Annotated in this window: 11 protein-coding genes; 7 read left to right on the top strand and 4 right to left on the bottom strand. The window is 73.5% G+C overall.

All coding sequences use genetic code 11. From position 1 onward, the window contains the following. Positions 1-104 precede the first annotated feature (104 nt). A complete protein-coding gene (gene hemW, locus WMI84_RS13080) occupies positions 105-1340 on the top strand; it encodes a radical SAM family heme chaperone HemW (RefSeq protein WP_347353833.1) in 1236 nt (411 codons plus the stop codon). A 55-nt stretch (positions 1341-1395) separates the two neighbouring features. Beyond that, on the top strand, positions 1396-2793 hold the full coding sequence (locus tag WMI84_RS13075; protein ID WP_347353829.1) for an aldehyde dehydrogenase family protein: 1398 nt from the start codon (positions 1396-1398) through the stop codon (positions 2791-2793). A gap of 42 nt (positions 2794-2835) precedes the next feature. Here the strand turns inward: WMI84_RS13075 and WMI84_RS13070 are convergent, their stop codons facing one another. Further along, positions 2836-3726, bottom strand: a complete 891-nt coding sequence (locus WMI84_RS13070) for a DUF3097 domain-containing protein (RefSeq protein WP_347353831.1) — start codon at positions 3724-3726, stop codon at positions 2836-2838. Between the two features lie 201 nt (positions 3727-3927). Between WMI84_RS13070 and hrcA the strand changes: the two genes are divergently transcribed. Genes hrcA through WMI84_RS13055 form a run of 3 tightly spaced genes read left to right on the top strand, consistent with a single transcriptional unit; the run spans position 3928 to position 6868 of the window. Then, a complete protein-coding gene (gene hrcA / locus WMI84_RS13065) occupies positions 3928-4971 on the top strand; it encodes a heat-inducible transcriptional repressor HrcA (protein WP_347353827.1) in 1044 nt (347 codons plus the stop codon). A gap of 20 nt (positions 4972-4991) precedes the next feature. Then, a complete protein-coding gene (gene dnaJ, locus WMI84_RS13060) occupies positions 4992-6128 on the top strand; it encodes a molecular chaperone DnaJ (protein WP_347353825.1) in 1137 nt (378 codons plus the stop codon). Beyond that, positions 6125-6868, top strand: a complete 744-nt coding sequence (locus WMI84_RS13055) for a 16S rRNA (uracil(1498)-N(3))-methyltransferase (RefSeq protein WP_347353823.1) — start codon at positions 6125-6127, stop codon at positions 6866-6868. The genes dnaJ and WMI84_RS13055 overlap by 4 nt, the downstream gene beginning before the upstream one ends. A gap of 85 nt (positions 6869-6953) precedes the next feature. Here WMI84_RS13055 and WMI84_RS13050 read toward each other — a convergent pair whose 3' ends face one another. The 3 genes from WMI84_RS13050 to WMI84_RS13040 all read right to left on the bottom strand — a co-directional run bounded on the left by WMI84_RS13050 (position 6954) and on the right by WMI84_RS13040 (position 10633). Then, entirely contained in the window at positions 6954-8048 is a 1095-nt protein-coding gene (locus WMI84_RS13050) for a sugar phosphate nucleotidyltransferase (RefSeq protein ID WP_347353821.1), read from the bottom strand. Between the two features lie 78 nt (positions 8049-8126). Next, positions 8127-9731, bottom strand: a complete 1605-nt coding sequence (locus WMI84_RS13045) for a polyketide antibiotic transporter (RefSeq protein WP_347353819.1) — start codon at positions 9729-9731, stop codon at positions 8127-8129. Continuing rightward, complete coding sequence (locus tag WMI84_RS13040) at positions 9728-10633, bottom strand: ABC transporter ATP-binding protein (protein ID WP_347353817.1); 906 nt, start codon at positions 10631-10633, stop codon at positions 9728-9730. Before WMI84_RS13040 ends, WMI84_RS13045 begins: the two co-directional genes overlap by 4 nt. A gap of 35 nt (positions 10634-10668) precedes the next feature. On the opposite strand from WMI84_RS13040, the gene WMI84_RS13035 reads away from it, so the two are divergent. Both WMI84_RS13035 and WMI84_RS13030 read left to right on the top strand, forming a co-directional pair. Further along, a complete protein-coding gene (locus WMI84_RS13035; protein ID WP_347353815.1) occupies positions 10669-11235 on the top strand; it encodes a MarR family transcriptional regulator in 567 nt (188 codons plus the stop codon). Positions 11236-11332: 97 nt separating this feature from the next. Then, positions 11333-11971: a hypothetical protein gene (locus WMI84_RS13030; protein ID WP_347353813.1), complete on the top strand. Its 639-nt coding sequence runs from the start codon at positions 11333-11335 to the stop codon at positions 11969-11971. The last annotated feature ends 27 nt before the right edge of the window (positions 11972-11998 follow it).

Raw genomic sequence — 11998 nt, 5'->3', positions numbered from 1 at the left:
CACGTAGCCGCGGGCCGTAGCCGCCGGTCGTGGCCGTCGTCCGGGCCACGTAGCCACCAGTCCGCCGCCGGCCCGATCACGCCCGGGCCGCTGCAGCTGGGATGATGGGGTCCGTGCCCGCTGCGCTGCCCGACGGTGACCCCGCCCCCGCTGACGGCGCCCTGCCCGCACCGGCGCTGGCCGGCCTCGGCGGCACGCCCCTAGGCATCTACGTGCACGTCCCGTTCTGCCGCGTCCGCTGCGGCTACTGCGACTTCAACACGTACACCGTCCCCGAGCTGGGCCTGCACGGCGCGAGCATCGACACCTACGCCGAAGCCGCCCTGGCCGAGCTCGACCTCGCGGCCCGAGTGCTCGGCCCCGAGGCGCCGCCCGTGTCGACCGTGTTCGTGGGTGGCGGCACTCCCACGATACTGAGGTCGGCTGACCTCGTGAGGATCGTGAGCGGCATACGGCAGCGGTTCGGGTTGCTGCCCGACGCGGAGGTCACGACCGAGGCCAACCCCGACTCGGTCACGCCCGAGTCGCTCGTCGAGCTCGCCGCCGGGGGTTTCACGCGCGTCAGCCTCGGGATGCAGTCGGCCGTCCCGCACGTGCTGCGCACGCTCGAGCGCACCCACGACCCGGCCAACGTCACCCGGGCGGTCGCGGCGGCGCGGGCCGCGGGCCTGCAGGTCAGCCTCGACCTGATCTACGGCACGCCGGGGGAGTCGGTTGAGGACTGGCGCCACAGCCTCGACGCCGCGATCGACCTGGCCCCCGACCACGTGTCCGCGTACGCGCTGGTCGTCGAGGACGGCACCAAGCTTGCTGCCCGGGTGCGCCGAGGCGACCTGCCCGCCCCCGACGACGATGACGAGGCGGACAAGTACGAGATCGCCGACGAGGCCCTGACCGCAACCGGGTTCGGGTGGTACGAGGTCAGCAACTGGGCCCGCTCACGCGACGCGTGGTGCCGGCACAACATGGGCTACTGGACCGGCGCGAACTGGTGGGGGGTGGGGCCCGGCGCGCACAGCCACGTCGGTGGCGTGCGGTGGTGGAACGTCAAGCACCCCAACGCGTATGCCGCTCGGCTGGCTTCCGGGCGCTCGCCGGCGCAGGCCCGCGAGACGCTCGACGACGAACAGCGCTACGACGAGCGGGTGCTGCTGGGCTCCCGGGTCGTGGACGGGCTGCCGGTGGAGCAGCTGTGCGAGCGGGGCCGGCAGGCCGTCGCGGGTCTGGTCGCGGACGGACTGGTGCAGGGGGCGCCCGTCGCGAGGGCCGGCCGGCTCGTGCTGACTCGTCGCGGACGGCTGCTGGCCGACACCGTCGTGCACCGGCTGCTGGCACCCTGACCTGGCCGCGCTGCCGCACAGCTGCACAATGGCCGCGCTGCCCCACAATGGCCGCATGGGGACGGACCTCGTCGAACTGGTCGGGCAGCTGCGGGACACCTTCGAGCGGGGCGTCACCAAGCCCTACGCGTGGCGCGTCGGGCAGCTCGAGGCGCTGCAGCGGATGCTCGTCGACAACGAGGAGGTGTTCGCGCGGGCGCTCGCCGACGACCTGGGCAAGCACCCGGTCGAGTCGTGGGTGACCGAGATCGGCTTCGTCGGCAACGAGGTCGCCCACCTGCGGCGCCACCTCGACGGATGGCTGCGACCCAGACGGGTGCCGGTCCCGTTCCACCTGTGGCCCGCGCGGGCGAAGGTGGTCCGCGAGCCGCTCGGGGTGGTCCTGGTCATCGCCCCGTGGAACTACCCGCTGCAGCTCTCGCTCACCCCGCTCGCCGGGGCGCTCGCCGCCGGCAACGCCGTGGTCCTGTCGCCGAGCGAACACGCCCCGGCCACCTCCCGCGCGCTGGCGCAGCTCGTGCCGGCCCACCTCGACGGCTCGGCCGTCCGGATCGTCGAGGGCGGTATCCCGGAGACCACGGCCCTGCTCGAACAGCGCTGGGACCACATCTTCTACACCGGTGGCGCGGCGGTCGGACGAGTCGTGCTGGAGGCGGCGGCCGGGCATCTGACCCCGGTGACGCTCGAGCTCGGGGGCAAGTCGCCGGCCTTCGTCGACGCGGACGCCGACCTCGAGGTGGCCGCCCGGCGGATCGCCTGGGCCAAGTTCGCCAACGCCGGCCAGACCTGCGTCGCGCCCGACTACGTGCTGGCGACGCGAGAAGTCCTCGACGATCTGAAGCCGTTGCTTGCCAAGGCGATCCGGGACTTCTACACCGCTGACCCGTCGCGGTCGGACGCCTACGGGCGGGTCGTCGACGACCCGCACTTCCGGCGTCTCACGGCGCTGGTCGACCCCGCCCGGGTCGTCTCCGGTGGCCGGAGCGACGCGGCGACGCGCTACATCGAGCCGACGGTCCTCGACGGCGTGCAGGAGCAGGACGCGGTGATGCAGGAGGAGGTCTTCGGCCCGATCCTGCCGCTGCTCGAGGTCGGCGGGGTGGACGAGGCCATCGAGCGGATCGTCGCCCGCGACAAGCCGCTCGCGCTCTACGTGTTCACCGGCAACGCAGAGACCAGGCGCCGCTTCCTGACCGGCACCTCGTCGGGCGGCCTCACGTTCAACCTGCCGATGGCCCACCTGGCCGTGCCGGGCCTGCCGTTCGGCGGCGTCGACGCGAGCGGCATGGGCAGCTACCACGGGGAGGCGTCGCTCGACGTCTTCTCCCACACCAAGCCGGTCCTGGACTCGCCGACCCGCCCCGACCTGGTGTCGGTCGCCTACCCGCCGTTCAACGCGCTGCGCCGCCTGCTCGTCCGCCATGTCGTGGCACCTCGCCGTCGGGTCCGCTGACTCCGCGCGGCGCGCCCCCCGGGCAGCACCGGGAGGCCGGTGTCAGGCGGTCGGGGCGGTGACGAAGTCGATCAGCTCCTCGACCCTGGCCAGCAACGCCGGCTCGAGGTCGGCGTAGGTCCGCACCCGACCGAGGATGCGCCGCCACGCCAGCGCGATGTCGGCCTGGGTGTCGTGCGGCCAGCCGAGCGCGGCACAGATGCCGTGCTTCCACGAGGTGTCCCGCGGGACGACCGGCCAGCGCTGCCAGCCGAGCCGCTCCGGGCGCACCGACTGCCACACGTCGACGTACGGGTGCCCGAGCACGAGGACGTGCCCCGCGAGTCCGGGCAGCGACCGCGCCTGCTCGACGATCCGCGACTCCTTCGTGCCCGGCACGAGGTGGTCGACCAGCACGCCCAGTCGTCGGCCCGGACCGGGCTGGAACTGCGCGATGACCCCGGCGAGGTCGTCGACGCCATCCATCATCTCGACGACGACCCCCTCGACCCGCAGGTCGTCGCCCCACACCTTCTCGACGAGCTCGGCGTCGTGGCGGCCCTCGACGTAGATGCGCGACCCGCTCGCCACCTTGGCCCTGGCGTCCGGCACCGCGACGGAGCCGCTCGCCGTGCGGGAGCGGGCCGAGCGGGCGGCGGCGAGCGCGGCCGAGTCTGCCGCCACCGGCCTGGTGAGGGTCACCGGGCGGCCGTCGAGGAGGAAGCCCGGGCCGAGCGGGAAGGCGCGCAGCCGCCCGTGCCGGTCCTCGAGGTGCACGACGTGCATCCCGCCGGCCTTCTCGACGCGCACGACGGCACCGACCCAGCCGGTCTCGACCTCCTCCACGACCAGGTCGGGCTCGGCCGCCACCTCGACGGAGCGGCCGCGCCGGGGGAGGCGCCAGTCGCCGGACAGGACGTCGGATCCGTAGCGGTCGATGGGGGGCACGCTCAGAGAGGGTATGCCGCTCGCCGGGCTCGACGCGGAAGCCACGCGGGTGCCACCCTGAGAGGACGTGCCCGGGCGGCCGTGTCATGAAAGGGTCGTAGACTTGGCACTCGGTGAACGGGAGTGCCAGACCCGTCCCGCGCGCGGGCGAGGCGCCGGGCCGGGCCGCCGGCACCACTGCGCAGCGATCGGAAGGAGGCGGGGGGCATGTCCGAGGACCGGCGGCTGCACGTCCTGCGCGCGATCGTGCAGGACTACGTCCAGACGTCCGAGCCGGTCGGCTCGAAGGCGCTCGTCGAGCGACACCGGCTCGGGGTCTCGGCCGCCACCGTCCGCAACGACATGGCCGTGCTCGAGGAGGAGGGCCTGATCCATGCGCCGCACACCTCGGCGGGCCGGGTGCCCACCGACCTCGGCTACCGCGTCTTCGTCGACCGCCTGAGCGAGGTCAAGCCGCTCAGCCGTGGCGAGCGCACCGCGATCACCCAGTTCCTCCGGGGTGCCGTCGACCTCGACGACATCATCGACCGCACGGTGCGGCTGCTCGCGTCGCTGACCCGTCAGGTCGCGGTCGTCCAGTACCCGTCCCTGACGCGTTCGACCGTGCGTCACATCGAGCTCGTGCCGATGGGCGGCGCCCGCCTCATGGTCGTGCTGATCGTGAACACCGGCCGTGTCGAGCAGCGCGTCGTCGACACCGGCGCCGAGCTCACCTCGCCCGAGGGCGAGACGCTGGTGTCGTCGGCCCGCAGCCGGGTGAACGAGCTGGCCTCCGGCCTGCCCCTGCGGGTCGCGGCCAGCGGCCTGCGCACGCTGGTGGACGAGTTCTCCGACGACGAGAGGCGCGTCCTCGAGCCGGTCGTGATGGCCATCGAGGAGGTCCTCGTCGAGGAGCGTGAGGAGCGGGTGGTGCTGGCCGGCCAGGCCAACCTGGCCCGGTCACGCGCCGACTTCCCGAGCTCGATCGGCCCGATCCTCGAGGCCCTCGAGGAGCACGTCGTGCTGCTGCGCCTGCTCGGTGGGCTGAGCGAGGACCCCGAGCTGGTGTCGGTGCGGATCGGCCACGAGAACCCGGTCTCCGGCCTGCAGTCGACCTCGCTCGTCTCCGTCGGGTACGGCACCGGGAGCGAGCGGGTCGCCAGCCTCGGCGTGCTCGGGCCGACCCGGATGGACTACCCGACCACCATGGCCGCGGTGCGTGCCGTGGCCCGCTACGTCTCCGACATCCTCGGCGACGCACGGAACACCTGAACGAGCAAAGGACCAGTTGCTTGAACGACTACTACGCCGTCCTCGGTGTCTCGCACAGCGCGAGCCAGGAGGAGATCAAGAGGGCCTACCGTCGCCTGGCTCGCAAGCTGCACCCCGACGTCAACCCGGGGGCGGAGGCGGAGGAGGAGTTCAAGCGCGTCTCGCAGGCCTACGACGTGCTGTCCGACCCGGACAAGCGGCGTGCCTTCGACCGCGGTGCCGACCCGTTCGCGACCGCCGGCCAGGGCGGGTTCGCCGGAGCCGGCTTCTCGTTCAGCGATGTCATGGACGCCTTCTTCGGCGCCGGCGCCACAGCCGGGTCGCGGGGTCCGCGCTCGCGGGTCCAGCGCGGGCAGGACGCGCTCGTCCGGCTCGACATCGACCTGTCCAAGGCCGTCTTCGGCTCCGAGGAGGAGCTCACCCTCGACACCGCGGTCGGCTGTCGCACCTGCGGTGGCGACGGGGCCCAGCCGGGCACCGGCCGGCAGACCTGCCCGGTGTGCGGCGGCAGCGGCGAGGTGCAGCAGATCCAGCGCAGCTTCCTCGGCCAGGTCATGACCTCCCGGCCCTGTGTCGCCTGCCAGGGCTACGGCTCGATGCTCACCGACCCGTGCCACGACTGCTCCGGCGACGGCCGGGTGCGCACCCGCCGCACGATCAAGCTCAAGGTGCCCGGCGGTGTCGACACCGGCACCCGCATCCAGCTGGCCGGGGAGGGCGAGGTCGGGCCCGGCAACGGGCCGGCGGGCGACATCTACGTCGAGATCCGGGTCCGTGCGCACGACACCTTCACCCGTCGCGGCGACGACCTGCACGTCACGGTCGACCTGCCGATGGCCACGGCCGCGCTCGGCACGACGATGAAGCTGTCCACCTTCGACGGCATGCAGGACGTCGACTTCCGGCCGGGCACCCAGCCCGGCGACGTCGTGACCGTGCGCGGCCTGGGCGTGACCCACCTGCAACGCGGGGGCCGCGGCGACCTGCGCGTGCGCGCCAACGTCACGACGCCGACGCACCTGACCGAGGAGCAGGAGCACCTGCTGCGCGAGTTCGCGGCCCTGCGCGGGGAGAACCGGCCCAACGGGCGCCTGCACCCGGAGGACAAGGGCATCTTCGGCAAGCTGCGCGACGCCCTCAAGGGCGAGGCCGGGTGACCCACCAGCTCTTCCTCGCCCCGGCCGACGTCCTGTCCGGTGTCCAGGTAGGGGGCCCGGTCCGGCTCGACGGCGCCGAGGGGCGGCACGCCGTGACGGTCGTGCGGGTCCGGCCGGGAGAGCTGTTCCACCTCGCCGACGGAGCGGGGCGGCGGGTCCTGGTCGAGGCCGAGACGGTCGCGAAGGCCGCCGTCCACGGTCGCGTCGTCGAGGTGTCCGACGAGCCCGCTGCGGACCCTCGCTTCGTGCTCGTGCAGGCCCTCGCCAAGGGCGGCCGTGACGAGCAGGCGGTCGAGACGGCGACCGAGCTCGGCGCCGACGAGGTCGTCCCGTGGCAGGCCGAGCGGTGCGTCGCGGTGTGGCGTGGCGACCGGGCCGAGAAGTCGCTGGCCAGGTGGCGGGCCGTGGTGACCCGGGCGACCAAGCAGTCCCGCCGGTCCCGGATGCCGCTCACCTCCGCCCCGGTGCACCTGGCCGCACTTGTCGGTCGGGTCCGCCGGTCGGCCCTGACCGTCGTGCTGCACGAGGGCGCGACCGAGCCCCTCACCGCTGTCGGGCTGCCCGGCTCCGGCGACGTGCTGGTCGTCGTCGGACCTGAGGGCGGGATCACCGACCGCGAGCTCGCCGCGCTCGCCGACGCGGGCGCGCGGCCGGTCCGGCTCGGGCCGACGATCCTGCGGACCTCCTCGGCCGGGCCGGCCGCGCTCGCGGTGCTGAGCGCGCGGTCCCGCTGGGCCTGACCCACCTCCCGAGCGATGGCGCCGCCCATGCCGACAAGGATGCCGTCCGGGCCAGATGTGTCGAACAAGTCGCCACAGGGGGGCGTCAGAGCAGGTCCGACCGCCCCTGCTCGGCAAGCCGGGCCACCACCTGCCTGACGTCCTGGCAGTGCTCCCGGGTGGTCACCAGCAGCGCATCCGGGGTGTCGATCACGACCACGTCCTGCAGGCCGACGAGAGCCACCAGGCGGCCGCTGCCCGCGTACGCCACGCCGGTGGAGTCGACCGAGACGATGTCGTCGCCGCCGCCGAGGACGGCGAGCCCGGGCGGACCGCGGCGATCGTCGCCGAACCTCGCGATGGACCGGAAGTCGCCGACGTCGTCCCACCCCAGATCGGCGGGGACCACGGCGACCCGCCCAGCAGCCGCGGCAGGCTCGGCGACCGCGTGGTCGATGGCGATCGCGGTCAGGGCAGGCCACAGCTCGGCCAGTCGCTCGGGCGCGGCCGCGATCTCGCGAAGGACACGCACCATGTCGGGGTGGGTCATCGCCAGCAGCTCGAGGAGCGTGGTCGCCTTGACGACGAACATGCCGGCATTCCAACGGTATTCGCCGCTCGCGAGGTAGCGTCTCGCAGTCGCGAGGTCCGGCTTCTCGACGAACTCGGCGACGCGGCGCGCGTGCTCCGCCCCGGCAGCCCCGAGGAGGGCCCCCTGCCTGATGTAGCCGAACCCGGTTGCCGGCCCGGTCGGCGCTATCCCGATCGTGACGAGCTCGCCCGTCCGAGCCAGCACGACGGCCTCGCGGATCGCCTCGCGGAAGGCACCTTCGTTCTCGATCACGTGGTCGGCGGCGAACGACCCGACGACTGCCTCCGGGTCGCGTGTCTCCACCAGCGCCGCGGCGAGCCCGATGGCGGGCATCGAGTCGCGTGGGGTCGGCTCCGCCACGACCGACTCGGCGGAGAGCATGGGTAGCTGGAGCCGCACGGCCTCGGAGTGGATCGCGCCGGTGACCACGAGCATCCGGTCGCCGGCCAGGGGAGCCAGGCGGGCCCACGTGGCGCGGAGCAGGGACTGCCCGGACCCGGTGACGTCGAGCAGGAACTTCGGCGCCGAGCGCCGGGACAGCGGCCACAGGCGCGTGCCGGACCCGCCCGCGGGGATGACGGCCCAGAAGCCCGGGATCGGTGAGGTCACGCTGTCAATGTAGTGGCGGGCACGGGCTCGGACCGCTGCTGACGGACCGACCGTGAGGACCTGCCGGCTCGGCCGGTGTCAGGCCGTGGTCAGGTCGCGGCGCCGGAAGGCGCCCACCGCCGTCACCGCGAGCGCCGCGGCGACCAGCAGCAGCGCCACCAGCGGCACCCCGGACGCCGAACCGCCCGGCGGCACACTCGCGTGCACGAACGGCGACAGGTCGACCACCGCCTGCGGCAGCCGCAGGATCGAGCCGAACTCGCCCACGACCAGGAAGGCGGTCAGCGCCGCCCAGGCCAGGACCACGAGGCGGGGGAGCGCGCCGAAGACCACGAGGGCGAGCCCGACGCACACCCACACGGCCGGGATCGGAGCCAGCGCACTGGGCAGCAGGTGGGCCAGCGTGGCGCCCACCCCACCGGCGGCCGGGCCGTAGCTGAGCGCCATACCCACTCCGGTCACGACGAGCAGCAGGGCACTGCCGCCGAGTGCGACGAGGGCGTGGCTGCCGAGCAGGGCGGGCCGCGACGTGCGCGTCGCGAGCACCTGCTCCGCGTGCCCCTCGACCTCCTCGGAACGCAGCCGCAGCGCCGCAGAGATCCCATACGCCGCCGCGCCGATCGCGAGGAAGTTGATCTCCGCGCCCAGGTAGATGTCGGACAGCGAGCCGGCGTTGCCGCCGAGCTGACGGAGCATCTGCTCGACCTTGGGGTCGTTCACGAAGTCGCCGACGTTCAGCGCGACGCTGCCCAGGACCGCCCCGAGGAGCGCATACGCGAGGACCCAGCCGGTGAACGCGCCCCGCTGCAGCCGCCACGCGAGAGCGAACGGGCTCGACAGCGACGCGGCCCCCCGGGCCGGGCCGGGTCGCCCGGCCATCAGCCCCGCGCCGAGGTCGCGACGTTCCCGCAGCGCATAGGCCGTCAGGACCGTCAGCACGGTGAACCCGACCGGCACGAGGAACACGACGAACCGGTCGGCACCGTAGATCTCGAGCTTCTCGCCCCAGCCGAGCGGCGAGAGCCAGGTCAGCCAAGCCGACCGCCCCGGCGACGAGTCGCCGACCGCGCGCAGCACGTAGGCCACGCCGAGCGCACCCAGCGCCCACGCCGAGGTGCCACGCGCCGTCTGGGTCAGCTGGGCTGCGACCGCGGTGACACCGGTGAAGGCGAGCCCGGCCGACAGCCAGTAGAGCCCGTACCCGATCGAGCCCGGGGCGTCGAGGCCCAGCGCCACGAGCGAGAGGGTGACGACGGCGCTGGTCATGGCGCAGGCCCCGACCGCGAGCAGGACCGCTGCGGTCAGCGGCGCCCGACGTCCGACGACTGCGGCGCCCACGAGCTCGGTGCGGCCGGCCTCCTCCTCGGTGCGGGTGTGGCGCCGCACGAGGGCATGGGCGAGCAGGGCGATCAGGACCGCACCCATCGAGACGGTCTTGAAGCTCGCGATGGCTCCGGGGTTGGCCGGGTCGGAGATCGGGCCGAACATCGCGACGATCGCGGGGGAGGCGTTGACCGCCTCGGCGGCCTGCGTCAGCTCCGCGCGGCTCGGGTAGAGCTCCAGCGCGGCCTGTGCCGATCCGGCGGCGAGCAGGACGAGGAGCACCATGCAGGTGGGCAGCACGACTCGGTCGCGGCGCAGCGCGAGCCGCAGCAGGGTGCCGGTCCCCACTAGGCCCCTCATGACAGGCTCGCCTCCGAGGTGCGGTACTGCTGCATGAACAGGTCTTCGAGCGTGGGTGGTGAGCTGGCCAGGGTCCGTATGCCGCTCACCCCCAGCGCGGCGAGCAGCTCCCCCAGGTGGTCGGTGGCCACCGAGCAGGTGACCCGCTCGCCCTGCACGAGCAGGTCGACCAGGCCGGCGATCCGCTCCAGGTCGCGCCGGTCGACGAGGGTGGCCGTCGTGGCCTCGACCCTGGTCAGTGATCCGCCCCGGAGGGCCTCCAGGGCGCCGGACTCCACGTTGCGTCCGGACCGGATGATGCTGATCCGGTCGGCGAGGGCCTGCACCTCGCCGAGGATGTGACTCGACAGGAGCACGGTGCCACCGCCCGCCGTGAACTCCGAGACGGCGCCGCGGAAGACCGCGTCCATCAGCGGATCGAGCCCCGAGGTCGGCTCGTCGAGCAGGAGCAGCTCCACGTCGGCGGACAGGGCCGCGACGAGGGCGACCTTCTGCCGGTTGCCCTTCGAGTAGCTTCGGCCCTTCTTCGTGGGGTCGAGGTCGAACCGGGCGACGAGGTCGGCGCGACGCTTCTCGTCGAGGCCACCACGCAGCCGACCCAGCAGGTCGATGGCCTCACCGCCGGTGAGGTTGGGCCACAGGCTGACGTCGCCCGGGACGTAGGCGAGGCGCCGGTGCAACGTCTCGGTGTCCCGCCACGGGTCCTCGCCGAGGACGGTGGCCGTGCCACCGTCGGCGCGTAGCAGCCCCAGCAGGATCCGGATGGTGGTCGACTTGCCCGCGCCGTTCGGCCCGAGGAAGCCGTGGATCTCACCCTTCTCGACCGCGAGGTCCAGTCCGTCGAGCGCGCGGGTGGCGCCGTACGACTTGTGCAGGTCGCGGACCGCGATTGCCGCTGTCATGTTCCCGAGTGTACATAGGATTCAAGAACTAGTGAATGTTCTGGATCCTCTGGTTAGACTGGGCGCGAGCGGACGAGGAGGCGACGGTGGCGAGCAGCGGTGGCCGGGGGCGACGCGACGAGCGGGCCGTGGCCGGCTACGTCGAGCGGTTCGGTGACGTGCTGACCGATGCCGGGATGCCGCGGCTCGCCTCCCGCGTCTTCGCCCGGCTCCTGGCCGACGACGACGGACGCATGACCGCTGCCGAGCTGACCGAGGCGCTCGCGGTGAGTCCGGCCGCCATCTCCGGCGCGGTCAACTATCTCACCCACGTCCGGATGATCGGCAAGGAGCGAGAGCGCGGCAGCAGGCGCGACGTCTACGTGGTGCGCGCCGACGCCTGGCACGAGGCGGTCATGAACCGCGACCGGGTCATGACCGCGATCCAGCGCAGCGTGAGCCAGGGGGTCGCCGCGGTCGGGGGGCCGCAGACCCCGGCCGGACGCCGGATGCAGCTGTCCGTCGAGTTCGTGGAGTTCCTCACCGCGCGGCTCGCGCAGCTGCAGGGTGAGTGGGCCGAGCGCCGGGCCAAGATCGTCGCGAGCTGGCCCCCGGACAACTGACCGCGCCGTCCCGGGTGGGCCGGGTCCAAGGCGGCCCGGTTCGCGTGATCCGCGGTATGCCGGCGAACTCCGCGGACGCGGCGGCATACTGGCACACATGTGGGCAGGGGTGCTGAGGCGAGGGTCGCTGGTCGGGGGGATCGCGCTGCTGGCGCTGGTCTGCGGTTGCGCCGGCTCCGGTACGGGCACTCCCCAGGGCACGGTCACGGTGACCGTCACCGAGCAGCCGAGCAGCACCGCCGCCACGTCGGCAGCGCCGGGACCTTCGATGACGCCCGCCACCAGCGCGCCCGCGCCGACGGTCACGACCAGCACCGACGCCGACGCCCTGCAGGCCCTCGTGGACCGGATCAACCACGGCCGCCTCGCACCGCGGCTGCGCACCGACTTCGTGGCGACGTACGCCGGCGTGTTCTGTTCGCTCACGGACCCGGTCGTCGGGTGCGAGCTGACCGACGGCGGACGGATCAAGCCGCCGGCCGACCGCTGTCGCGGGGGCGCCGGGGCGCACGACATCGGCCGGATCGTGTTCGGTGACGCGGGCCCGGAGCCGCAGTGCAACTCCGACACGATCGTCCGACCGGACGCACCGAAGCTGCAGAAGGGGCAGACCGCAAAGAACTCCGGCGGGACGGTGGCCTGCCTGGCCGAACCGCTCGGGGTGTCCTGCTACGACCGGATCTCGGGCACGGGCTTCACGCTCGGCCGCGACGGCTACGCCATCTACACCGGGTAGGTCGCGCCGCCGGCCCGACGACGGCGC

The sequence above is a fragment of the Intrasporangium sp. genome (assembly GCF_039812505.1).
Taxonomy (GTDB): Bacteria; Actinomycetota; Actinomycetes; order Actinomycetales; family Dermatophilaceae; genus Intrasporangium_A.
The sequence above is the reverse complement of the archived record's forward strand: the minus strand, read 5'-3'. Positions and strand labels throughout refer to the sequence as shown.